Source organism: Pseudomonas aestuarii (genome assembly GCF_027988105.1).
Lineage (GTDB): Bacteria > Pseudomonadota > Gammaproteobacteria > Pseudomonadales > Pseudomonadaceae > Aquipseudomonas > Aquipseudomonas aestuarii.
The window spans coordinates 304,867-329,810 of the sequence record NZ_JAQJZJ010000004.1 but is presented as its reverse complement, the minus strand read 5'-3'; the positions used below and the strand labels follow the sequence as shown (position 1 = coordinate 329,810).

Below are 24,944 nucleotides of genomic sequence, written 5' to 3'. Positions count from 1 at the left end.
ATGTTCCACCAGGTGGCGCAGCCGCTGCGTTATGCCGAGGCGCTGTTACAGCGTTTCGCCGGCCTGGCGCGGGCGGCCAATGGCGACGCCCTGCTCGGCGGACTGGTTGAAGGCGCGGCGCAACTGTCTGGGTGCGGGCTGAGCCAGCTGTATCTGCTGGACGACACCCACACCCGCCTGACCCTGAATGCCGAGTGGCAGGACGGCCTGCTGCAACCCCGCGCAGAGGCCAGCCTGCCCAGCGACTATGACGGCGAGCAACTGCTGCAATATTGCCTGTGTCAAAACCAGGTTCTCAGCATCAGCGAACTGGACAGCAGCCTGCAGCAGATCGGCTTTCTACCGGACGTAGCACAGGCCTGGCGCAGCCTGCTGTGCGTGCCGCTGCTCGACGAACAGCAACACGTCAACGGCCTGCTGCTGATCGCTAGCCAGCAGGCAAGCGACCTGCAAGGTTTTGCCGGCTCGCTTGGCCATCTCGGCAGCTTCGTGATCGCTCAACTACACCTGCTGCAGCGCCTGCGCGCGCCACGCACTGAACAAGCGGCCAGGCCCAGCAACATACCCTGCGCCAGTGGCTACGGCCTGATCGGCGACAGCACGCCGATGCGCGAGCTGTATCAGATGATCGGCAAGGTGCTACACAACCCGGTCAGCGTGCTGCTGACCGGTGAGACCGGCACCGGCAAGGAACTGGTGGCGCGCGCCATCCATGATTGCGGGGTGCGGCGGAGCCAGGCCTTCATCGTGCAGAACTGCGCCTCGCTGCCGGAAACCCTGCTGGAAAGCGAGCTGTTCGGTTACCGCAAAGGCGCCTTCAGCGGGGCCGACCGCGACCATCGGGGCCTGTTCGACGCGGCCGACGGCGGCACCTTGTTTCTCGATGAAATCGGCGACATGCCGCTGACCCTGCAAGCCAAGCTGCTGCGGGTATTGCAGGAAGGCGAAGTCCGCCCGCTGGGCTGCAGCGAAACCCACACCGTCGATGTGCGCATAGTCGCCGCCACCCATTGCGACCTGCGCGCCCTGGTGGAAGCAGGCCGCTTTCGCGAAGACCTGTTCTATCGCCTGGCGCAATTCCCCATCGAACTGCCTGCCCTGCGCGAGCGCGACCAGGACATCCTGACCCTGGCCCGGCATTTCGCCGACAAGGCCAGCGCCTTCCTGCAACGTGACCCTTGTCGCTGGGCCGACAGCACCCTGGATCAACTGGCCAGCTATGCCTTCCCCGGCAATGTGCGCGAGCTCAAGGGCCTGGTCGAGCGTGCCGTGCTGCTCTGCGAAGGCGGCGAGTTGTTACCCGAGTACTTCAACCTGCACCAGACCAGCAACAGCGACGCCAACATGAACCTGCGTGAGCGCATGGAGCGTGTCGAACGCAGCCTGCTGCTCGACTGTCTGCGCAAGAACCGCGGCAACCAGACCAGCGCCGCCGGCGAGCTCGGCCTGCCGCGCCGCACCCTGCTGTACCGCATGCAGCGGCTGAATATCAGCCCGGCTGACGTGTAAGGCTTAAGGAGAAGAGCATGTTCAATGCAGCTAACCAGACCCACTTCAGCCTGAGTATCGAGGGCCTCGCCCACGACCTGCAGGTACTCGAATTCACTGGCCGCGAAGCGCTCAGCCAGCCCTTCGTGTTCGAACTGGAGCTGATCAGCGAGCGCCCGGATCTCGACCTGGAAAGTCTGCTGCACCAGCCGGCGTTCCTGGCCTTCGCCCCTGGCGGCAACGGCATCCATGGCCTGATCTACCGTGCCGCCCTGGGCGAGTCCGGCCAGCGCCTGAGCCGTTACCACGTCACCCTGCGCCCACAACTGGCCTACCTGGCCCATCGCCTTAATCAGCGCATCTTCCAGCATCTGACGGTGGAAAAGATCATCGGCCAGGTACTCGAAGAACATGGCATTCAGAGCAACGCCTACGCCTTCCAGTTCGGCCCGACGGTCTATCCCGCACGCGATTACTGCGTGCAATACGACGAGTCCGACCTGCACTTCATCCAGCGCCTGTGCGAGGAAGAAGGCATTCACTACCACTTCCAGCACAGTGAACAAGGCCATGTACTGGTCTTCGGCGACGACCAGACCGTCTTCCCCAAGCTCGCCCCCACCGCCTACCAGCAGGACAGCGGCCTGGTTGCCGCCGAGCCGGTAATCAAGCGCTTCGCCCTGCGCCTGGAAACCCGCAGCAGCCGGGTGAGCCGCCGCGATTACGACTTCGAAAAACCGCGCCTGCTGATGGAAGCGGCGTTCACCAGCGAGTTCAGCCCGGATCTCGAGGACTACGACTACCCCGGCCGTTTCGTCGAGCGCGAGCGCGGCAAGCACCTGAGCAAACGCAGCCTGGAACGCCACCGCAGCGACTACGAACTGGCTACCGGCGCCAGCGATCAACCGTTGCTGGTCAGCGGCCATTACCTCAACCTCAGCGCCCACCCGCGCGCGGAGTGGAACCAGCTCTGGCTACTTAACGAAATCTTCCATGAGGGCAAGCAGCCCCAGGTGCTGGAAGAATCGGTGACCAGTCACACCGCGGCCAGCGACGGCTTTCAACAGGGCTACCGCAATCGCTTCAGCGCCACCCCCTGGGACGTGCTCTGGCGCCCCACGTTAAAGCACCCGAAACCCCAGGTGCTGGGCAGCCAGACCGCCGTGGTCACCGGCCCCGCCGGCGAAGAAATCCACTGCGACGAGTACGGTCGGGTCAAGGTCCAGTTCCACTGGGACCGCGAAGGCCAAGCCGACGATACAACCAGCTGCTGGCTGCGCGTCGCCTCCAGCTGGGCCGGCGACCGCTACGGCGGCATCGCCATTCCGCGCGTGGGCATGGAAGTGCTGGTGACCTTCCTCGAAGGCGACCCCGACCAGCCGCTGGTCACCGGCTGCCTGTACCACGCCGAACACCTGGTGCCCTATCCACTGCCGGCGAACAAGACCCGCTCGCTATTCAAGACCCTGAGCAGCCCCGGCGGCGGCGGTTACAACGAACTGCGCATCGAAGATAAAAAGGGCGAGGAGCAGATCTACCTGCACGCCGAGCGCGACTGGGACGAAAACATCGAGCACGACCAGAAAATCCGTATCGGCAACCAGCGCCACGATACGGTCGAGGCCAACAGCTACAGCGAATTCCAGCTCGAAGAACACCGCACCACCCACGCCGACCGCAAGGTGGAAGCGCGCAGCAACGACCACCTCACGGTCGGCCAGAAACAGCACGTGAAAATCGGCGTCGGCCAGTTCGTCGAAGCCGGCAACGAGATCCACTATTACGCCGGCAGCAAGGTAGTGATCGACGCCGGCATGGAACTCACCGCCGTAGGCGACGGCAGCTTCCTCAAACTCGACCCCGGCGGCGTCACCCTCAGCGGCGCCACCATCAAGATCAACTCCGGTGGTGGGCCGGGTGCGGGATCTGGAATCGCCATCAAACCGCCAATCATCCCCAACGCGGCGGATCAAGACAGCGCGGGCGAGCTGACCCAGCAAGCCCTGCTCAACAGCGTACCGCCCGCACCGAAGCGCAGCAGCTTGACCCCGTTGCGTCTGATCACCGCCGCTGAGCAAGCCGTGCCCTTCTGCAAGGAGTGTGCAGAGAAGCGCGCCCAAGCCATGGCAGGTAACGCGTCATGACGCAGTTTCACGACTGGCTGAGAGACTGGCAGCAACGTGCGGCGGACGAACAGCAGGCGATCTATGCCCTGCTCGATGGCGCCCAGGACGCCAAGCTGTTGCAACATATCTGGACCGCTCATTCCAACCCGAAGGCGGAGAGCCTGTTCCTGCACACCCCACGCGCCGAGCTAAGTGAACAGGGCCCCTGGTTACTGAAATTGGATGGTGAGCCGGGGCTATGGAACGAGTTGCTGGTCCAGCTGGAGCAGCGCCCCCTGGGCATCCTGATCGCCAGCCCGGCCCCACTGACAGAACTGACCCAGCACTTTCGCCACCTGCTCGGCGCGCGCCTAGCAGGCGGCGAACTGGCCTTGATGCGCTACTACGACCCGCAGGTGATGAGCGGCCTGCAAGATCCGGCCTGCGACTACTGGCGTACCCAAGCCATCCGCGCCGGCGAAAGCTGGTCCGCCTGGCTGCCTCTGGAGGCGCGTGAATGCCTGCTACAGGGCCGACCCGTCAGCACCGAAGCCCTGCCACTGGCGCCGGCAGAAATCGCCATCGACGCAGACATGCAACGGGCGCTGGCCCGTGCCAGCGCCATCCCGCGCCTCCTCGGTCAGTTGCATACGCACTACCCCGAGCCCCTGTCACAGTGGACAACTCAGGACCAATACCAGTGGGCAAAGCAACTAGATCAACACCTGCAACAACACGGCATCAGCGACCGCCAGGATCGATTATTTCTCGCGGTACAGGCGCTCGATCAAGGTGAACAGCTCTGGCAGGAACCACAGGTAAAAACGGCGCTGAAGAGTAAGCAAGCAAACCCCATGTTGTCACTGAGCGAACTGTTTTCTGATACCTACGCCACAGATAACGTGAATAACCAAGAGGACTGAAAGGTGCAAAAAGCATATATCTCTAAAAAGTCCATACGTGCACTGATCGTTTATTTTGTTACGTCCGCACTAGCCGGATGCAGCATTGCAACCAGTGACAGCACACAGCTTGTTGAATATAACTTAGGGTTTGGTTCAGACAAACCGATACATGCCTTAGAGCTTACTTTAGCCAACGCCAAGAACACATTACATAGCTCCGGCGGGGGTTATAGCGGTGGTAGTACCTGGGACCCCAACAACCCACAGAGCCTGCCAAAAGCTGGTGGCTTTCATGTATTGGCTGGAAAGCAATTTATTCCTAAAACAGCCCATGCCCGCTGGTTCTCATACCAGAACCAAAAATTTTATGAGGCCGACCTTTCATTCGCCCCCACCCTCACCATGCTATTTAAAGACTATCAACATGCTTTTGGCAAAAACACACACGAACCAACCATTATTTTTGGGTTCGGGGCAAATGGGGAAATACAGGCCGTTCTGAAAGTCTCTTGCTCATATCAATACGAGTGCGGAAAAAACGAACGCGCTGAAAAAATCGCAACGGCTAATGGCAGAGCGACCTCTGGAGACGCTAAAGCATTTCTAGCAATAACCAAACAGCTGATACGAGAAAAAACACTGAAGCCAATTACTGGGATTGAGGATTGAATTTATGACCATCCCTTTCAATACCGCATTTGAGATAAGTAAAAAGATTTCCACTGGTACTGACGACGGCGCTCTTTGCTGTGAAGTGCCACAAGTAATTGTTGGCGTATTTTTCGACGGCACGGGTAACAATAGAGAAAATGACAGAAGAAGCACTACAAGAGCAATGACGAACATCGCTAAACTTTCTGACCTGTACAAGGATGATCTAAATAAACACATTTACAACCTGTATATTGAAGGTATCGGTACGGTAACAAAGGGTAGCGATAGCATTCTTGGACTTGGTTTTGCCATCGGCCCTACCGGTGGTGAAACGCGCCTACATGAAGCCAGAAATAAATTACACGCAGAAATACTCGAACAGCTTCCAGCTAACACCGGGGAAATAGTATTCGATGTCTTTGGTTTTAGCCGAGGCGCCGCTCAGGCAAGACATTTTGTCAATATGATCAACCACGGACTTCCTGATTTCAGCGGCAGGAAAGAAACTGTTTCAATTTGGGACATTAAACTAAACCCCAATCTTTTAATGGCCAGCAAACCATATAGCCAGCGCCACGGCAGTCGCGAAGGTCAAACACGTCGCGTGGTGGATATGTACCCGCGCAGCACGGTTAAAACCCGGGTGCGCTTTGTCGGCCTGTACGACAGCGTTGGCTCCTTCTACTGGCCGGGCAACGACGATGAAGGCGATTTCAACCTTAACCTGAAAGCCGAGTCCGCCCAGTACGTCTATCACCTGGTCGCTGGCCAAGAGGTGCGCGAGAAATTCCCGCTGACCTCGGTAAAGAATGGCCACTCGGCGCCTGCACACTTTGTCGAACTGAAAGGTGTCGGGGTGCATTCGGATATCGGCGGCGGCTACGCCGACCCCGCCATCGATCCGGCCAATATCGAGCGGGTAGTACGGGAGCGATACGACCTTAGCGGCTTCGACGTCAAGGAGCGGGCGCAGAAGAATGCGGCGATTGCCCATGCTCGCGCCAAAGCTGAAGGCAATCACTGGAGATGTGAAGTTAGGGGCGATACCGTCTACCTGATCGACGAGCGCCATACCCGACCGCAACTGGCGTTTCTGGGTCTGCATCGGATGCACCAGGAGGCGTTATCACGGCAGGTGCCGCTGCTCGAACTGCCGGACGACGACCAGCACCGCATCCCCGACGATCTCAAGCCCTTCGCCGATCTCGCCTTTGATCCCGCAGGCCACGCCAGAGCACTGGCGGCCATCGAAGCCCTAGACCCGCCCTATATCCATACCTCGGCCTTCCACTACCCGCTTGGTGTGGAACAGCTGCCACATAGCCCGGAAAAGGCCAATAAGCGGCGCATCTTCCCCAACCATCCGGAGAAGGCCAGTTGATGCCACGCCACCAATCTGATCTGCCCACATTCGAACCGCAAGGAGCCTCTTCGATGTTTCACCGTGACCTTCCCGCCGCCTTACTCGCCCTGCTAGTCGCCCTCTGCCTCACCGGCTGCAGCGGCAACTACAAATTCAGCGACGATCAATACCGCCCTCTGGGCGAACCCGAAGCAGTGCAACGCGGCAACTGACCGCAAGGAGTTAACTACCATGGAACTGGTCTTCGATGTGGTCAGTGCACAGCAGTTTGTGCCGGGTCTTTTGACCACCAAAACCTTCAAGCAAGCCGGCGGCATCATTGGCCGGGCGGAGGAATGCGACTGGGTGATTCCGGATCGCAAGCGCGTGCTGTCCAGCCGGCATGCCGAGGTGAGCTACCGCGATGGCGCGTTCTTCCTGACCGACACCAGCAGCAATGGCATCCAGTTGAAAGACAGCGGCGCCAGCCTGCGCAAGGGCCAGGCGCAACGCATCGAGCACGGCGGCGTGTATTGCTTCGGCGAGTTCGAGATCCGCGCGCGGCTGATTCAGGACCCGGCGCTGTTCGCCGGTGATATCGGTCGTTCGCAGCCGGCCGGCAGCATCATTCCAGACGACGCCTTTCTCGACCTGGACCCACTGACCGCCCTCGAACAACAGGAGCGGGTGTACGCCGAGGTCGATGACCTGACCGCGATCCTGCGTCCGCACAACGTGCAGGCGCAGCAGCGCGATTACGCGCAGCTTGACGAAGAGAACCTGCAGGTGCCCGAGCTGGTGATGCCGACGCCGGCACCGCAGCCCAAGCGCGCGCCAGAGCCGGTACGCCTGCCTTTGAGCTTCTGGGAAAAATTCGGCGAGGCCCTCGGGGTCAAGCTCGACGACCTCGACGACGATGGCCGCGAGGCCCTGGCCCTGCATGCGGCCAGGTTGCTCAAGCAGAGCGTCGGCAGCCTGCAACAGAGCCTGCGCACCCGCAGCGAGCTGAAAAACGAACTGCGCCTGGCCCTGACCACGGTGCAGAGCGCCGGCAATAACCCGCTCAAGCACAGTGCCGACAGCAGCGAGGCGCTGAGCGTATTGCTGCGCGGCGGCAAGGCCGGCGCGCTGTCCGCCGAGCAGACCATAAGCCGCAGTTTCCGCGACCTGCAGGCCCATCAGGTGGCGCTGCTGGCCGCCAGCCGTGCGGCGGTCAAGGGCATGTTCGAGCAATTGTCGCCGGAGCACCTGAACCTGCGTTTCGAGCGCGAGGGGCGTAAGCCATTGATCGCCACCGCCGGCAGCCGCTGGCGCGCCTATCGTCGGCTGCACACCCAGCTTACGCAGAACGACGACTGGAGCGAGCGTCTGTTCGCCCGCGACTTCGCCAGCACCTATGAAGAACAGGTTCGCCTGATCGCCACCCTCAACACCGACGTTCAAGGATGACCCCCATGTTGCGCTTTTTCCCCCTGGTCCTGCTGGCCGCCTTACTGGCCCTCGGCGGCTGCTCGGCGCTGTCGCCGAATTCGAGCATGACCAAACTCGACCTGACCCTCAACGGCAGCGATGAGCTCAACCCGGACCTCAATGGCCGGCCTTCGCCGATCGTGCTGCGCCTGATCGAACTCAAGCACCCGGTGGCCTTCGAGACCGCCGACTTCTTCTCGCTCTACCAGCGCCCGAAAGAAGCCCTGGCGCCGGACATGGTCACCCTCGAAGAACTTGAGCTAAGGCCGGGCGAGCAGCGCGAGCTGAAACTCTTTGTCCAGCCGGGTAGCCGCTATATCGGCGTGCTGGCCGCCTACCGCGACCTGCCGGAAAGCAACTGGCGCGTGGTCATCCCGCTGCAGGAACAGGGGCGCACCACCAGCGTGCTCAACCTCGATGCCCTGGGTATCAAGGCCCAGGATGACCTCACCAAGGACGGGAAATAAGCCATGGCCATGCATAAAGTGGTCTGGCAGGAAGGCATGCTGCTGCGCCCGCAGCACTTCCAGCAGAACGACCGTTACTACGACTACCAGCTGAAGACCCGCACGCAGAAACTCGACAGCTATGCGTGGGGCTTTTTCGAACTGGAGATCGATCGCCAGTTCCTCAACATGGGCAAGTTGGTGGTGAGCAAGGCCAGCGGCATCCTGCCCGATGGCAGCCTGTTCGATATCGGTGCCGAGCGCGAGCCGCTGGCCCTCGACGTGCCGCCGAACACCGGCAACACTCCGGTGTACCTGGCCCTGCCGCTGGTCACCGGCAACCATATCGAGAGCCGCCGCCCGGAACAGCAGGACGTGCTGGCGCGCTTCACCGCCTTCGACGAGGAAGTCGCCGACTCCAACGCCGGTGACAGTGCATCGAGTCAGGTCAGCTGTGGCCGCCCGGATTTCCGCCTGCTACTCGGCGAGCAGCAGCGCGACCAGGCCTACGTCAAACTGCAGCTGTGCGACGTGCTCGACACCACCCCGGACGGGGTGATCAGCCTCGATCCGGAATTTATCCCGACCTACGTCAACTTCCAGGCCTCGGGCTACCTGCTCAGCTGCCTGAAGGAAGTCATCAGCATGCTCGCCCACCGTGGCGACATCCTCGCCGAACGCATCAGCGCCACCGGCAAGGTCGGCGGCGCGGAAGTCGGCGACTTCATGATGCTGCAGCTGATCAACCGCTTCGAACCGGTGCTGCGCCATTACCTGGGCATCGAACAGGTGCACCCCGAGCAGATCTACCGCGAGCTGCTGGGCCTGCTCGGCGAGCTGGCGACCTTCTCCAGCGAGACCAAGCGCCCGCGCCTGGACAGCCGCTACCTGCACAGCGACCAGGGTCTGTCCTTCCGCAAGCTGATGGATGCGATCCGCCAGGTGCTGTCGATGGTGCTGGAACAACACGCCATCGAACTGCTGCTGCAACAACGTCAGTACGGCATCCAGGTATCGCCGCTGCACGACCACAAGCTGCTCGGCACCTCCTCATTCGTCCTCGCCGCCAGTGCCCAGTGCGACTCGGAAGAGCTGCGCAATCGCCTGCCGGCGCACCTCAAGGTCGGCCCGGTGGAAAGCATCCGCCAACTGGTCAACCTGGCCCTGCCGGGGATCAAGGTCAAACCGCTGCCGGTGGCGCCACGGCAGATCCCGTTCCACTCGGGCAAGACCTACTTCGCCTTGGAGCTCGGCTCCGAGGAACTGGCGCAGCTGGAACGCTCCGGCGGCTTTGCCTTCCATGTGTCCGGCGAGTTTTCCGGGCTTGAGCTGAAATTCTGGGCGATCAGGAACTGATATGACGACCAAGGAAATGGAATACGGTCAGGACGACAAGACGGTCATCCTCAACCGCAAAGGCGATGCCCCGGCGCACAGCCCGCTGACCGACTTCGCCGCCCCGCCGAAATTCGAGCAACTGGAAGAGCGGATGATCTACGCCGCCCGCCTGCGCCCGGCGGAAACCTTCAACATCAGCCTCAACCCGCTGGTGGCCGCGGCCTCGGCGCTGCTCTCGGAAGTGGTGCGGCTCAAGCACAGCTTCGACAGCGAAGACATGCGTGCCCTCAACCAGCGTCTGGCCAGCGCGCTCAAGCTGTTCGAGCACCGCGCCCTGCACGAAGGCGCCGAGAGCAGCCAGGTGATGGCCGCGCGTTACGTGCTCTGCACCGTGGTCGACGAGGCCGTGGTGACCACGCCCTGGGGCAACGAGAGCGAGTGGTCGCAGATGAGCCTGCTGTCGAGCTTCCACAACGAGACCTTCGGCGGCGAGAAGTTCTTCCAGCTGCTCGAGCGCCTGTCGCGCAACCCGGTCAAGCACCTGCCGATGCTCGAGCTGATGTACCTGTGCCTGTCGCTCGGTTTCGAGGGCAAGTACCGCGTGCTGCCGCGCGGCATGCTCGAACTGGAAGCGGTACGCGACAGCCTCTATCGGCAGATCCGCCAGCTGCGCGGTGACGTGCCGCGCGAGGTCTCGCCGCACTGGCAGGGCCTGAAAGATACCCGCCGGCGCCTGGTGCGCATCGTGCCCTGGTGGCTGGTGGCACTGTTCACCCTGATGTGCCTGGCCGTGGTCTACGGCGGTTTCGCCTGGGTACTGGGCGAACAGCGCAAGACTATTTTGCAGCCGTACGAGCAACTCGACCCGTCCGCGGGTGTAAGCATGGATGACCTGAAATGAAGAGTTTTCTCGGCAAGTTAGCCGCTTTTTTCCGCAAGACCTGGGTCTGGAGCCTGTGCCTGGTATTGGTTCTGGCGCTGCTGGTGTGGTTCGTCGGCCCATTGCTGGCGGTCAATGACTACAAGTTCTGGGAGTCGACCACCAGTCGCCTGCTGAGCATCAGCGGGTTGTTTCTGCTCTGGGGGCTGGCCATGGTCTTCGCCAGCTGGAAAACCACCGCGCGCAAGAAGGCCGAGGAAGACGACGCCGAGGCCCAGGAACGCCTGCGCCGTGAAGGCATGATCGGCGAGGAGCAGATTGAACTGCGTCAGCGCTTCAAGCAGGCGCTGCACACCTTGAAGCGCTCCAGCCTTTACCGCGGCCGTAGCGAGAAGTGGCGCAACGAGTTGCCCTGGTACCTGCTGCTCGGCCCGCATGGCAGTGGCAAGACCAGCCTGCTGGACTTCTCCGGCCTGGATTTTCCGCTCAACCGCGGTGAACAGCAGCGCCTGACCAAGGACGTATCCGGTACCCGCTACGCCGACTGGTATTTCGCCGATCACGCGGTACTGATCGACACCGCCGGGCGTTACCTGAATCAACCCGACCCGGCCATCGACAGCCGCGCCTGGGACTTCCTCCTCGGCCTGCTGCGCCAGCGCCGCGCCCGGCCACTCAATGGGGTGCTGGTCAATATCCCGGTCGAGCAGCTGCAGGGCGGCAGCGAGGTCGAGCTGGAAAACCTGGCCCGGCAGACCCGCCAGCGTCTGCAGGAGATTCACCAGCGCCTCGGCGCCGATGTGCCGGTGTACCTGGTCCTGAGCAAGGCCGACAAGGTGCTGGGCTTCGACGAGTTCTTCGATCAGCTGTCGCGCGAAGAGAGCGATCAGGTGCTCGGCGCCAGCTTCCGCAAGGAGCAGAACCCTACCGACGTGCAGGTGATCCGCCAGGAGTTCGAAGAACTGCTGCGCCGCCTCAACAGCCAGGTGATCCTGCGCATGCACCAGGAGCGCGACACCCAGCGCCGTGGCCGTATCCTCGACTTCCCGCATCAACTTGGGCTGATCGGCGAGCGCCTGTGCCTGTTCAGTGAGCTGGCCTTCAGCGGCAACCGCTACCAGCGCGCCAGCCAATTGCGCGGTTTCTACCTGACCAGCGCGCCGGAGCTGAACAGCCAGCTCGACCCGAGCACCAGCGACATCGGCCGCAACCTGGGTCTGGCCAGCAGCGCGCTGCCGACCTTCCGCAGTGGCCGGGCACGCTTTATCAACCACCTGCTGAGCCAGGTGATCTTCCCCGAATCCGAGCTGGCAGGCTTGGACCAGAAGGAAGTACGGCGCATCGACTGGGGCCAGCGCGCCATGTACGCCGCGGCGTTCGTCTGCCTGAGCCTGTTCGGCGCACTCTGGGCCAACGGCTTCTCCGGCAACCACGAACGTCTGGAGCAACTGCGCGAGATCGCCCGGCAACTGACTCGGCAACATGACAGCCTCGGCGTCCAGGACGATGCCCTGCGCACGTTGCAAGCGCTGGATCACAGCTATGCCGCGACCCAGGTGTTTGTGCCGGTAGACGAAGCCGCCTACCTGCAACGCGGCGGCCTGTATCAGGGCGAGAAGGTCGACCCAACGCTGCAACGGGTCTACCGCGGCGAGCTGGAAAGCCTGCTGCTGCCGCGCGTCGGCCGCCAGCTGGAAGCGCAAGTGCGGGCCAACCTGAACGACCGCGAGGGCCTGCTCAACAGCCTGCGCGCCTACCTGATGCTCAATCTTGAAGAACGTCGCGACAAGGCCTTCCTGCAGCAATGGCTGGCCGCCGACTGGTCGCTGCGCTACGCCGGCAACAGTGCCGGGCAGCGCGGGCTCAACCAGCACTTCGAGCGCCTGCTGACGGAGTCGTTCGCGTCCTACTCGCTCAACGAACCGCTGGTCGCCCAGGCCCGTCAGGTGCTGCGCAGCGAGTCGCTGGCCACCGTGGTCTACCGCATGCTGCGTGACCAGGCGCGCAGCCTGCCGGAGTATCGCCTGAGCGAGAAACTCGGCCCGCAAGCCGCCTTGTTCGCCGGCGCTGATTACGCCATCCCGGGCTTCTATACCCAGGTCGGCTACCAGCAGACCTTCACCGCCAAGGGCGCCGACCTGGTGCGCGATACCCTGCGCGACAACTGGGTACTCGGTGGTAGCGACAACCTCAGCAGTAACGACCTCAGCCGTCTGCTGGTGGAAATGGAGCAGCTGTACTTTCGCGACTATGCCAACTACTGGGGCGAAACCCTGGCCCAGCTGACATTGGAGCCGATCGGCAGCGCCAACCAGGGCGCCCTGCAACTGGCCGGCCTGACCGCCGCCAACTCGCCGCTGCTGCAACTGCTGGTGGAGGTGCGCGACAACACCCGCTTCAAGGGCATGGCCGAAGCCGCCGACAGCGCGGGCGTTGCTGCCGAGGCGCTGCAGGGCGCCAGGGGCAAGTTGGGTAAAGTCGCCAAGCTCGCCGGCGCCGCCGCCGAACAGGCCCAGGCGGCACTGGTGAAGAACCTGCCGGATACCGCGCGCAAAACCCTGGAACGGCGCTTCGAGCCGCTGCACCGTTTGCTCGACGAAAACGGCGGTGCCGCCGCGGAACTGGCGATAACCCTGCAAGCCCTGGATGCGTTGCAGCTGCAACTGGCCAGCCTGGCCCACGCCAGTGCCCCGGAACAGGCCGCATTCGAACTGGCCAAGGCGCGCATGGGCGGCAGACGCGATGCCATCAACCAGCTGCGTAGCAGCGCCTCGCGCCTGCCGCAACCGATTGGCAACTGGCTCAGTCTGCTCGCCGAAGACAGCTGGATGCTGGTACTGGACGACGCCCACCACTACCTCAACCAGCGCTACAAGAGCGAGCTGTACGCCGCCTATAAAGGCTCGTTGAAGCAGCGTTATCCGTTCAGCGCACGCAGCGCAAGCGACGTGGCGATTGCCGACTTCCGCGAGTTTTTCAAGACCCAGGGCATCGCCCAGCGCTTCTTCGACGGCTACCTCAAGCCCTTCGTCAGCGGCAGCGCCGGCCAATACCAGGTGCGCCGCATCGACGGTCGCGGCTTGCCGCTATCGCGCGAGTTCCTGTTGCAGATGAGCCATACCCAGACCATCCACCGCAGCTTCTTCGCGGAAAACCCCAACGAGCCGAAAGTGCTGTTCAAGCTCGAGCCTTACTCGCTGGATTCCAGCCTGGGCCGTGCGGAATTCCGCTTCGACGGCCAGCAGATGGAATACCGCCACGGGCCGATCGTGCAGACCGCCTTCAGCTGGCCGGCCGAAGCCAACGAAGGCCGCACCAGCCTGGTGGTCGAGGAACTCGGCGGGCATAAAGTCGGCATCGAGAAGAACAGCGGCCCCTGGTCACTGTTTCGCCTGCTCGACCTGATGAGCGTGGACTACCACAGCGGTCGCGATGTGCTGATGCTCAAGGCCGACCTTGCCGGCCGCCACGCCAGCTACCTGCTACACAGCCAGCGCTCACCGAACCCGTTCGATATCGACCTGCTGCGCAGCTTCAAGCTGCCGGCGACGCTCTGATGGTGCAAGTGACTAATACATGGCGCAGCGCCGCGCGCACCGAGGTCGGCAAGGTGCGCGCGCGTAACGAAGATGCGTTTCTGGCGATGCCGGAGCAGGGCCTGTGGGTGGTCGCCGATGGCATGGGCGGGCACCAGAACGGCGCCCTGGCCAGTCGCCTGATCGTCGAGTACCTGGGCGAACCCAGCGAGGGTGACTTGCAGCAGCGTTTGGGCGAGCTGCGCAAGCGCCTGCACGGGCTCAACCGGCGTCTCGGTCAGGAGCTGACGGTCACCGCCGAACGCCCGGATACGCTGATCGGCAGCACCGTGGTGGCGCTGCTGATCGAGGACGACCGCGCCGCCTGCGTGTGGGCCGGCGATAGCCGCTGCTACCTGTGGCGCGGCAGCCGGCTGTACCAGCTCAGCCGCGATCACTCGCTGCTGCAACAGCTGATCGACGAGCAACAGCTCAGCCCTGCCGAGGCCGCACGCCACCCGGCGGCCCATGCGCTGACCCGCGCCATTGGCGCCAGCGAAGAGCTGAAGCTGGAGATTCTCGAACTGGACATCCTGCCCGGCGATGTCTTTCTGCTGTGCAGTGATGGCCTCTATCAGGATCTATCCGCTGACGAATTGGGCGCCGCGCTCAATCTGCCGGCGCCGCAACTGACCCTCAATCGCTTGTTCCAGCGGGTGCTCGACGGGCCGGCGCGGGACAACCTGAGTGCGGTGGTGATCCGCCGATGAGGACGCCCGGATGAGCGAACAACTGCTCGACGCACCGCCGCTGGCCAGCAACGAGGCCAGCGACCTGACCTATTTCGCCCTGGCCGCCACTGCCGCCAAACCGGCGGAAAAGGCCACGCGGCCGGTGCTCAGCGAACTGCCGGAAGTGCTCGGCGGGCGCTACAAGATCGAACGCCTGCTCGGCGTCGGCGGCATGGGCGCGGTGTACCGCGCCCGCGACCTGCTGCGCGAACAGTTCGGCGACCCCGAACCCTATGTGGCGCTGAAAACCCTCAGCGACGATTTTGCCGAATACCCGGACGCCAACGCCCTGCTCTACAGCGAATTCGCCCTCACCGCGCGGCTCAACCACCCCCATGTGGTGCGCCTGTTCGGCTTCGAGGTCGATGTGCCGAGCCAGCGCGCCTTCCTGATCCTCGAGCTGCTCAAGGGCCTGACCCTCGATCAGCTGCTCTGCGAACGCCCTGAGGGTTTGCCTTGGCGCGAGCTGCAGGAAATTTCCATCGCCCTGCTCGACGCCCTGAGTTATTCGCACAGCCTGGGCGTGCTGCATGGCGACCTGAAACCCAGCAACGTGATGCTCGCCGAAGACGGCCTGCGTCTGTTCGATTATGGTCTCGGCCAGCCGGTGGAAGGTTTGCTACCCGGCCTGCCGCGTCTGTGCCGCAACCGCTTTACCGCCTGGACCCCGCGTTACGCCGCGCTGGAATTGCTCGACGGCGCACCGCTGACCGCCGCGGCCGATGTCTACGCCCTGGCCTGCGTGCTCTACGAGCTGGCCAGCGGCCGTCATCCATTCCGTCGCCTCAGCGCCAAACAAGCCAAGGCCCTGGAACTGGATCAGCGGCTGCAACGACCGGAACAACTGCCGCCACACTGCTGGCCGGCCCTGCGTACCGCCCTGGCCTTCGACGAGGCGCAACGCGGCATCAGTTGCGCGCAGTTGCTGGCGGTGTTCCGTCAGCCGCCACCGGGCCGTTGGTCGCGCTGGCTGGGACGCCACTGAACGCAACGCATGCCCGCATCAATGGATGAATTTTTTACAAGGAAATGAGCATGTTCAACCCGGCCAATGAAACCCATTTCAGCCTGAGCATCGAAGGCCTCGAACACGACCTGCAAGTGCTCGAGTTCAGCGGGCGCGAGGCGATCAGCCAGCCCTATCGCTTCGACGTCGAGTTGATCAGCGAGCGCCCGGACCTCGACCTGCAAAGCCTGCTGCATCAGCCGGCCTTTCTCGCCTTCACGCCCGATGGCCCAGGCGTGCACGGCATCATCTACCAGGTCGCCCAAGGCGAGTCCGGCAAGCGCCTGACCCGCTACAAAATCTCCCTGGTGCCGCAGCTCAGCTACCTGACTCACCGCAGCAACCAGCGCATCTTCCAGCACCTCACGGTGCCGCAGATAGTTGCGCAGGTGCTCGAAGAGCACGGCATCCAGGCCAACGCTTACCAGTTCCAGCTTGGCCCGACCGTCTATCCCGAGCGCGATTACTGCGTGCAGTACGACGAATCGGACCTGCACTTTATTCAGCGCCTGTGCGAGGAAGAAGGCATCCACTATCACTTCCAGCACAGCCAGCAGGGCCATGTGCTGATCTTCGGCGACGACCAGAGCGCCTTCGGCAAACTCGGCCAGCCCACCGCCTACCTGCAGGACAACGGCATGACCGCCGACGAGCCGGTGGTCAAACGCTTTGCCGTGCGCCTGGAAACCCGTACCAGCCGCACCACGCGGCGCGATTACGATTTCGAACAACCGCGCCTGCAGCTGGAGGCCGCCTTCAAGCCCGCGCAAGACCCCGAGGCCAAAGCGCTGCCGGACCTGGAAGACTACGACTACCCCGGCCGCTACACCGACCGCACCCGCGGCAAACACCTGAGCCAGCGCCACCTCGAACGTCATCGCGCCGACTACCGCCTGGCCGAAGGCCGCAGCGATCAACCGAAACTGCTCAGCGGCCACTTCCTCGAACTCTCCGACCACCCGCGCCAGGACTGCAACGACCTCTGGCTGCTACGTGAAATCAACCATGAGGGCAAACAGCCGCAGGTGCTGGAAGAGTCGGTGACCAGTCATACCGACGCCAGCGATGGCTTCCAACAGGGCTACCGCAACCGCTTCAGCGCCACGCCCTGGGACATCCCCTACCGCCCAGCGCTGGCCCACCCCAAACCGCGCGTGCTCGGCAGCCAGAGCGCGGTGGTCACCGGCCCCGCCGGCGAGGAAATCCACTGCGACCAGTACGGCCGGATCAAGGTGCAATTCTTCTGGGATCGGCACGGCCAGGCCGACGACAAGACCAGCTGCTGGCTGCGCGTGTCCAACAGCTGGGCCGGCGACAACTACGGCGCCATCGCCATCCCGCGGATCGGCATGGAAGTGCTGGTCACCTTCCTCGAAGGCGACCCCGACCAGCCCCTGGTCACCGGCTGCCTGTACCACAAGGAACACGTGGTTCCCTACGACCTGCCGGCGAACAAAACCCGCAGCCTGTTCAAGACCCTCAGCTCGCCGGGCGGTGGCGGCTACAACGAACTGCGCATCGAAGACCAGAAAGGCGCCGAGCAGATCTACCTGCACGCCCAGCGCGACTGGGACGAAAACATCGAGCACGACCAGAAGATTCGCGTCGGCCACGAGCGCCACGACACCGTCGAAGCCAACAGCTTTACCGAGCTCAAAGCCGAAGAACACCTGACCGTCAAAGCCGAGCGTAAAGTCGAAGTCAAACCCGACGACCACCTCACCGTCGGGCAGAACCAGCACATCAAACTCGGCAGCGCGCAACTGACCAAGGCCGGCCGCGAGATCCACCTCAAGGCCGGACAAAAAATGGTCATCGAAGCCGGCACCGAGCTGACCCTCAAAGCCGGCGGCAGCTTCATCAAACTCGACCCCGGCGGCGTCACCCTCAGCGGCCCACTGGCCAAGATCAATGCGGGCGGCTCGCCGGGCAAGGGCTCGGGCATAGCAATCCTGATGCCTGTTATTCCTCTGCCTGCGGATATGGATAGGGCCGGCAAGCTGCTAGACCGCGCAAAGCCAGGAGTATTGCCAACTCCAGACGCCATAGAGCAGCGCGAGTATCTGTTCAATATCCAATTGCAGGATGTCCCGGGAGATGAGGGTTTTCCTCTAGCCCATACTCCCTGGCGCATTCTAGAGGGCGATGACGACAAGGTTTTGCTAGAGGGTGAAACCGATGAGCAAGGTCATGTTCTACTCGATGACAAGCAGCAAAAGACCCTATCGACGGCTTACTGCAAAGCGTCAAAAAGCCTGTGGCTTGCTTATCCAGGCCAATGCGTAGCCCTACGCCTGCACTTGGAAAGACAGGGATGGGATGCCGAACAGCATGCACTAGGAGCCCTGGACTTCCGTGATTGCGTTACCCGCAATCAGGCCAGCAATGCATTGCTGCAACATGAACGCAGTAAGCAGGACAGTCTCTGCAGTACCGACCTCTATACCCACCTTCAATCCAAGGAATGATTGGCCATGGCGACTAACCCTGCCTACAACGGTGTACGCGAAAAGGAACTGAACCAGATCAACACACAGGATGGCAAAGCCTGTGTGGCGTATTCCGCGCCAGATTTCTTCATCAACGGACAAGACCTGTTTGCCCCCAAACGCACCGGCAATAACGTGCGTTTCTTTACCACCGGCGAGGATTACTTCAAGGATGTCGCAGCAGCGATAGACCAAGCCAGCAGCTCCGTTTTCATCACAGGCTGGCAGGTGAACTATGACGTCCTTCTCGATGGCAAGCGCAGTCTCTGGCAATGCCTGCACCAGGCGCTGAAGAAGAAGCCTGCGCTGAAAGTCTATGTCATGCCGTGGCTGAGCTCAGCCGGCAGCCTGGGTACCTATGACTTCGAAACCATGTTGGCCATATTCCAGCTCAACGCCGGACTTAGCGCGGGACCGCGCGCTTTCTGTACTCCAGCCATCCAGCAGAGCGATATGAAAGGCCTGGGCGTTGCTTTTTCTCACCATCAGAAGTCCGTGGTGATCGATAACAGAATAGGTTACGTCGGCGGTATCGATCTGGCATATGGCCGGCGCGACGACAATAATTTCAGCCTCGACGCCAGCAAGCGTCAGGGCAACGACGCCTACAACCCAGGGCTGCCGAAACTGGGTTGGATGGATATGGACAAACATGTCAGCTCGATGGGGCTGATGATGGCGACACTGTTTGATCTGTCCAAACCGGTGACGGGTTCAGGCGTTATCCCGCTCAGTACAAGCACGGCCCTAAATGGTGCGACCTACATTGCGGACCTCTTCCGCAGCCCTCCGCACGCTGTTCTGCAAGGGCTGATTCGCGCCAAGAACAGCGCCATGGAGAACCTCGACGAAGGGTTTGAACGGCTTAGCGCTGCCCAGCGGCAGATGGTGGGCACAAGCATTCGTGCAATGGCCAAGCTGATTGACGACAACCTCAATAACCTCCCGATGGCTGAGGAGCTAAGGCTGCAATTGCAAGACTGGCTGCGCGAGCTTGAGGCGGCTGGGAGGAATCTCTACGAATCCTTACGCATCAAGAGTATCGAACTAATCAGCCAATGGATGAGCCAGACCGACCTCGGACGGGTTCTAACCGTACTCAGCGGCAAAAGCTTCGATGACATTCCAGGCGCATACCGCGAGAGCACCAACGAGTTGGCTAGTTCGATGCTCTGGTTCATCTACCACCTGCTGCAGGAACGCTCAGGGCAGCATCTACAACCTTATCCCTACCTGCACGAAACACCGCAGCCGCTAGCCTCCCCCGACAATGGCCGCCTGGCCGATGACCAACCGCGCATGCCTTGGCAGGATGTGCACAGCCGCATCGAAGGTCCATCGGTCTACGATCTGGCACGTAACTTCATCGACCGCTGGAACGGTCAGCAAGCCTATCTCGCCCAAACCCCGCCGCTGCAGGACACCACACTGGTGCGCAACCTGCTGGAGGCCGTGGTGCGTTGGCTCAATGATTTATCCAGCGAGACGGGCCTCGATCGACTGGGCTTCGGCATCAAGGTCAGTGACAGCCCACGCCTGAGTTTCCCCAAGCCGCAGCCGGTATGGATAAACACGCCCGACCAGTTGCCCGAGGCGCCGGCCACCAAACCGGGTGGCATGAGCGTGCAGGTGCTGCGCAGCGCCGCCAGCCGGATGACTCAGCAGGAACAGGAAGGCCGCAGTAAAGCGGGCGTCAATCTGCCCTTGCCACCGGGTATCGACACGGGCGGCGTACAAGCCAACTGCAAGGAAGCCATGCTTCAGGCCATCTCCAGCGCCCAGCACTTTATCTATATCGAGAACCAGTTTTTTCAGAGTGCCTATGGCAACGAGGGAGAACTGAATCCTTTGGTTCCGCTCTCCGGCCCGATGGCTAGCCTGCGTGACCCCAGCAGCCTGCGCCAAGACTTCGTCGCACGCGTGCGGCTGCGCGAAGCACTGAAAGCCAAGGATATCTGGCAACTGGACTGGAAAGAGATCGATGCCATCGCCCAGGAACCCAGTATGGAAGCGCGCCAGTTTCTGAAAAGTCTGAAGGCCATGTGGAGTATCAACACCCAAGGCTGGCTCACCCACAAACTGGGCGAGACGCAGAGCGGCCTGCTCAACGATATCGGCGAGGCATTGGCCAATCGTATTGGCCGTGCCATCGATGAAAAGCTCCCGTTCCATGTGTATATGATTTTGCCGGTACATCCAGAAGGGGCGCTAAATGTCCTAAATATCATGCATCAAGTCAGCCTGACCATGCAGAGCCTGGCCTTTGGTGAGCACAGCCTAATCAAACGAATCCAACGCCGTATGGCACTACGCGAACTGCTGGATCGTAAAGTCAGTCGCGAAGACGCCCTCAAGGTCATCGAACGCTTAGACTCGAGCGACCGCCCCGTCTACGAACAACAGGACTGGACCCGCTACTTGACTCTGCTCAACCTGCGTACCTGGGAAACACTTAACGGACGTGTGGTGACCGAGCAGATCTACGTACACAGCAAGCTGCTGATTGCCGATGATCGGGTTGCCATTCTCGGCAGCGCCAATATCAACGACCGCAGCCTGCAAGGCAGCCGCGACTCGGAGCTGGCGGTTATCGTGCGCGACAGCACACCCGCTCAGGCCAAACTCGATGGTAAATGCCTACACACGGTCGGCAAGGCCGTCCAGCAGCTACGAATGGATCTATGGAAGAAACACTTTGGCCTGGCAATAACACAGCCCTCGGGCGTCAGCCCGGCGGCTGGGTTGGCGCAATACCTGGAGCAGCCTGCGGCGGAGCAGACTTGGCGGGCGATACAGGAGCGCGCACAAGCTAACACGGACTTTTACAACGAATCCTTTGACTTTATTCCGCAAAACATTAGCCAGGTGCAGCCACGCAAAACGCCGGACTTGAAGGAGTTTAAAACGACGGGCTTCCCCACCTCCACCTGGCCGAGCTGGGCCTACAGTGATCTGGCCAATCTTGATCGGGGCGGCGAACTGATGGAACCCATGCCACACGAAGAGCGTTTCTGGCGTTCAAACACTCTGGCTGCGGTCAAATCCTTCGCTCCACCAGTGGGCGTTCAGGGCTTTATCTGCGCCCTACCAACCAACTGGACACGAGGGGAAAACAATGACTCCGGCATCAACCTGACAATCCTGGCTCAGTTGTTTGAGCAGTCCGATCAGACTTTAGCCCATTCTGATGGCATGCATACAGAAGGGACCCGGCGCACATGAAAAGAATATTCCAGTACCTGAGCCTTGGCCTGCTGATTCCTGCGGGCATGGCGCTGGCTGACGCGCCACGTCAGGAGTGCATTGGGCGCGTGACATTCGATGTGCCGGAGGAAATGCAGTGGGCCACGTTCCACGCTGATTACACTAACCGCATTTCAAAGGGCGGCGGACATGGATTTGGTCTGAAAGTCGGTGCGAAAGGTGACAACGCCAGCTATGACTATGACGGTCTGACCATCTATGTCAGCGATATTGTTGAGCGCTCGCAGTTCGATGGCGCCGCAAGATATATAAAGGGGACAGCCACCCTTTATCAGTCGGAGCTAAAAAAGGAAGCCACTAGAAAGAAAAAGGCACTTGAAGAGCTAAAAGATCTGGATAGAAGAGAAAACACAAAAGTAACGAGAGCGGCTGTAGAACGATTTACAAGAAATATAGAAGAAGTGGAACGAAAAATCCCGCTCATCAAAGTCCATGAGCACGACCTCGACATTCCCGATGCTTACTTCCTGGGAGATAGTGTTTCCCCGGCCGAAGCCCTGCTCTGGCGTAATAACCGGGTGTACTACTTTACCTTCGCCAAGGCAGGCCCCGACTCTGCCGAGCGTATCAAGGCGCTGATGGCTCGCTTCCAGCCACGCGAACTCTACGAAGTACCCACAGGCCCCGGCTTCTGCCTCCCCTACGGCTTTATCGCCGACGATGGCAAAACCGCCTACAGCATCAAAAACAGCCTGCGCTTTACCCGTACGCCCAATGTGATCTTTACCCTGGTCGCCGCTTCCGCGAACGATCCCTGGCAGACCAAACCGACCCAAGGCACCTACGACACCGACTACCGCCCCGGCTACGACGCCAGCAAGTGGAAGAAAACCGCCTTCATCGAGCGCCTGTACCTGGGCAAGCGCCTGGCTGGCCTGGAAGGCTGGCGCCTCGATCCCAAGCCCGGCTCCGGTGAACAGGAACGCGCCTGGTTCGGCCTGGCCCACACCGGCGGCACGTTGTCTCCACTGCTGGCCGTGCAAATGTTCACCTTCCAGAAGGGCACCGATGATTTGAAAGACCTGACGCCACCGCCCGAAGAGGTCATCCCGCGCTTCAAGGTATTGAGTGAAAGCATCAAACAAACCCTGGCGAAGTAGCCGGCATTAATGGAGAAGCCTGTTTGAATACCCTGCTTCTGCTTTCCAGGTTAAAAATCTCCCGAACCGATAAGGGGAGGTAACTGAGCAAAAAGGGGCCGCCCATTACCGTCTGTGCGGTTTGCCACTCATGCGCAGGCCAAGGCCGAGCAAAGCTCTTCATAACCGCCGGACATGATTGGTGATTGGCTTGTTCGAGTGCCCTTGGCCGTGTTCAAGTGCGGCATCAATGTTCCTGTCGGCTTACCGCAATAAGGACCTCGCATGCCCCGTTTGGACTGGCTCGCCAATCACATGTCATACAGCGATACCCTGGCGGAATGGCTTTATCGGCAATTCAGCTATGAATTCGTCGAGCAGCCACTGGCCGACTGGCAGCGTGAGTTCGCCGATGGGCAGCGAAACGGCAACTGGAAATGCCTGATAGCCCTGGCCGATGGTGAGTTGCTTGGCAGTGCTGCGCTTGCCAAGGCTGATCTGGCCGAACGAGCAGAACTGGGACCCTGGCTCGCCTGCGTATTCACCACACCGCAAGCACGCGGGCAGGGCCTGGCAGAGCGCCTGATCGACGCTATCTGTGCGCATGCCAAGGAACGTGGCATCACACGGCTCTATCTGCACACCCATGATCGCCGGGACTACTACTTGAAGCGTGGCTGGCAGACGCTGGAGTGCCTGCAGGTCTGGGGCGAGGAGCAATGGCTGATGCAGCGGAATCTCTGACGCCAATCGGGCTGAAGAAATAACGCTGAAGGTTAGCTTACAGCTGCTTTGCAGAAGGCTCCGAGCGCTTGCTGCTGACCGCTGCATGCTCGCCTCTCGATCAAACGCGAGCACTCGCCAACGCCAGCAGCCGACCCTACGCGGCCAGTGGCTAGCGGCAGCCATTGGCCAATGAGGAAAAGGGGCGAATGTATTTACCAGCCAAATAGATCAGCCCCTTAAAGGCTACATTTGTGACACTGGTGTGCTTCGTTCCAGTGCCTTAGACCGATTTGCTAACCTGCTTATCAGGCCATCCTTGCATGAAAGATGGTGTGCCATCTCCTCGGTATAAGGACCTGGACAATGCTCAAAATCCTTCCGAACACCGCAGCAAACGTTGTCGCACTCTGCGCCTCTGGCCGCGTCGATGCGAGCGACTATGAAAACGTCCTACTGCCCGCCATTCAGGCGGTACTTGCCGAGCACCAGAAGGTTCGGGTGCTCTATATCCTTGGCGCGGACTTCGAACGCTTCACTGCTGGCGCAATGCGGGAGGACATGAAGCTGGGGCTGGGCCATCTGACGGCCTGGGAGAAGGTCGCGGTTGTCACCGATATTTCGTGGGTTGCCGATGCGACAAACCTCTTTCGGTTCGCCATGCCTTGCCCCGTAAAGGTCTTCCCAACCAAGGAGCTGGATCTGGCGGAGGGATGGATTGCGAGCTGACCCTCGTTCAAGCGGACCGCCGCCGGCTTGGCTCAACGGTTACGCCGGGGCTAGGATTGGCCGATACCTGCTCCGCTCCAGGGCGGCCGTTGCTGAATACCCCTGGCACGGCCTGGCGCGGCCAAGCGAACGCGGAGCCATCAGCGGCCACCTTTCCCCCTGAGCCGAGGACTGCCGAATCAAAGATCCGCTTCCTCCACCAGCCGCACCATCCCCGCCTCCAGCGCATAGGCCGCATCCGCCAGCTCGTTGCTGACTGGCTCGACCTTGAGGGTTCCGCTGACCCAGAGTGGGGCGTAGATGTCTTCGAGTTCGATGCCCGCCGGGTAGCGCACCAGCACCAACTGGTTCGGTGGCGGTGGCGGCACGTGGATGCAGGCGCCGGGATAGGGAACCAGGAAGAACAGGGTGCTGCGGCCCTGGGCGTCGGTTTCCAAGGGTACGGGGTAGCCGCCCAGGCGGATGGCTTTGCCGTCCAGCGCCGCCACGGTCTTGGCCGAGTACATCACCGCGGGCAGGCTCTGGTCCTGCTGCCTGAGGCCACTGGGATCGTAGAAGGTGCCGTCCTGTTCGGGACTGTCGTGGCTGATTTCCGGCATGGCTTCGAGGGCCTGGCGGTCTTCTTCCGGCATCAGTTCGAGCCAGTCGGTTTCCGCCAGCTCGGCATTCACCAGGCTGCTCAGCAGCAGCAGGGACAACAGCAGGTAGCGCATGGCTGTA

The 24,944-nt window shown here is 61.5% G+C and carries 19 protein-coding genes; 18 read left to right on the top strand and 1 reads right to left on the bottom strand.

What is annotated here, in order from left to right:
* The 18 genes from PH586_RS11045 (at nucleotide 1) to PH586_RS10960 (ending at nucleotide 24,224) form a co-directional block, all read left to right on the top strand.
* A complete protein-coding gene (locus tag PH586_RS11045) occupies nucleotides 1–1,509 on the top strand; it encodes a sigma-54 interaction domain-containing protein (RefSeq protein ID WP_271347965.1) in 1,509 nt (502 codons plus the stop codon).
* A 17-nt stretch (nucleotides 1,510–1,526) separates the two neighbouring features.
* Nucleotides 1,527–3,632 (top strand): type VI secretion system Vgr family protein, encoded by a 2,106-nt coding sequence (locus PH586_RS11040; protein ID WP_271347812.1) that lies wholly within the window; start codon nucleotides 1,527–1,529, stop codon nucleotides 3,630–3,632.
* Complete coding sequence (locus PH586_RS11035) at nucleotides 3,629–4,516, top strand: DUF4123 domain-containing protein (RefSeq protein WP_271347811.1); 888 nt, start codon at nucleotides 3,629–3,631, stop codon at nucleotides 4,514–4,516. Before PH586_RS11040 ends, PH586_RS11035 begins: the two co-directional genes overlap by 4 nt.
* Before the next feature lie 3 nt (nucleotides 4,517–4,519).
* Nucleotides 4,520–5,167, top strand: coding sequence for a DUF2931 family protein (locus tag PH586_RS11030; protein ID WP_271347810.1), 648 nt, complete (start codon nucleotides 4,520–4,522; stop codon nucleotides 5,165–5,167).
* A 4-nt stretch (nucleotides 5,168–5,171) separates the two neighbouring features.
* A complete protein-coding gene (locus PH586_RS11025; protein ID WP_271347809.1) occupies nucleotides 5,172–6,533 on the top strand; it encodes a T6SS phospholipase effector Tle1-like catalytic domain-containing protein in 1,362 nt (453 codons plus the stop codon).
* A gap of 53 nt (nucleotides 6,534–6,586) precedes the next feature.
* The gene (locus tag PH586_RS11020; RefSeq protein WP_271347808.1) at nucleotides 6,587–6,727 is read left to right on the top strand and encodes a type VI secretion protein; all 141 of its coding nucleotides are present in this window, start codon (nucleotides 6,587–6,589) and stop codon (nucleotides 6,725–6,727) included.
* Nucleotides 6,728–6,746: 19 nt separating this feature from the next.
* Complete coding sequence (gene tagH / locus PH586_RS11015) at nucleotides 6,747–7,943, top strand: type VI secretion system-associated FHA domain protein TagH (protein WP_271347807.1); 1,197 nt, start codon at nucleotides 6,747–6,749, stop codon at nucleotides 7,941–7,943.
* Nucleotides 7,944–7,948: 5 nt separating this feature from the next.
* Nucleotides 7,949–8,431 (top strand): type VI secretion system lipoprotein TssJ, encoded by a 483-nt coding sequence (gene tssJ / locus PH586_RS11010; RefSeq protein ID WP_271347806.1) that lies wholly within the window; start codon nucleotides 7,949–7,951, stop codon nucleotides 8,429–8,431.
* 3 nt (nucleotides 8,432–8,434) lie between these two features.
* Nucleotides 8,435–9,766 carry a type VI secretion system baseplate subunit TssK gene (gene tssK / locus PH586_RS11005; protein ID WP_271347805.1) on the top strand — a complete coding sequence of 444 codons (1,332 nt, stop codon included), beginning with the start codon at nucleotides 8,435–8,437 and terminating at the stop codon, nucleotides 9,764–9,766.
* Between the two features lies 1 nt (nucleotide 9,767).
* Nucleotides 9,768–10,649 (top strand): type IVB secretion system protein IcmH/DotU, encoded by an 882-nt coding sequence (icmH, locus tag PH586_RS11000; protein ID WP_271347804.1) that lies wholly within the window; start codon nucleotides 9,768–9,770, stop codon nucleotides 10,647–10,649.
* The gene (gene tssM, locus PH586_RS10995) at nucleotides 10,646–14,185 is read left to right on the top strand and encodes a type VI secretion system membrane subunit TssM (RefSeq protein WP_271347803.1); all 3,540 of its coding nucleotides are present in this window, start codon (nucleotides 10,646–10,648) and stop codon (nucleotides 14,183–14,185) included. Before icmH ends, tssM begins: the two co-directional genes overlap by 4 nt.
* Before the next feature lie 2 nt (nucleotides 14,186–14,187).
* Nucleotides 14,188–14,913, top strand: coding sequence for a PP2C family protein-serine/threonine phosphatase (locus PH586_RS10990; RefSeq protein ID WP_271347964.1), 726 nt, complete (start codon nucleotides 14,188–14,190; stop codon nucleotides 14,911–14,913).
* A gap of 10 nt (nucleotides 14,914–14,923) precedes the next feature.
* Complete coding sequence (locus tag PH586_RS10985) at nucleotides 14,924–15,919, top strand: serine/threonine-protein kinase (protein WP_271347802.1); 996 nt, start codon at nucleotides 14,924–14,926, stop codon at nucleotides 15,917–15,919.
* A gap of 50 nt (nucleotides 15,920–15,969) precedes the next feature.
* A complete protein-coding gene (gene tssI, locus PH586_RS10980) occupies nucleotides 15,970–18,408 on the top strand; it encodes a type VI secretion system Vgr family protein (RefSeq protein WP_271347801.1) in 2,439 nt (812 codons plus the stop codon).
* 6 nt (nucleotides 18,409–18,414) lie between these two features.
* Entirely contained in the window at nucleotides 18,415–21,651 is a 3,237-nt protein-coding gene (locus PH586_RS10975) for a phospholipase D-like domain-containing protein (RefSeq protein WP_271347800.1), read from the top strand.
* Nucleotides 21,648–22,793, top strand: a complete 1,146-nt coding sequence (locus tag PH586_RS10970) for a T6SS immunity protein Tli4 family protein (RefSeq protein ID WP_271347799.1) — start codon at nucleotides 21,648–21,650, stop codon at nucleotides 22,791–22,793. Before PH586_RS10975 ends, PH586_RS10970 begins: the two co-directional genes overlap by 4 nt.
* 264 nt (nucleotides 22,794–23,057) lie before the next feature.
* Complete coding sequence (locus tag PH586_RS10965; RefSeq protein WP_271347798.1) at nucleotides 23,058–23,516, top strand: GNAT family N-acetyltransferase; 459 nt, start codon at nucleotides 23,058–23,060, stop codon at nucleotides 23,514–23,516.
* Nucleotides 23,517–23,861: 345 nt separating this feature from the next.
* Nucleotides 23,862–24,224 (top strand): SpoIIAA family protein, encoded by a 363-nt coding sequence (locus PH586_RS10960; protein WP_271347797.1) that lies wholly within the window; start codon nucleotides 23,862–23,864, stop codon nucleotides 24,222–24,224.
* 179 nt (nucleotides 24,225–24,403) lie between these two features.
* Here PH586_RS10960 and PH586_RS10955 read toward each other — a convergent pair whose 3' ends face one another.
* On the bottom strand, nucleotides 24,404–24,937 hold the full coding sequence (locus PH586_RS10955) for a DUF3299 domain-containing protein (RefSeq protein WP_271347796.1): 534 nt from the start codon (nucleotides 24,935–24,937) through the stop codon (nucleotides 24,404–24,406).
* Nucleotides 24,938–24,944 lie beyond the last annotated feature (7 nt).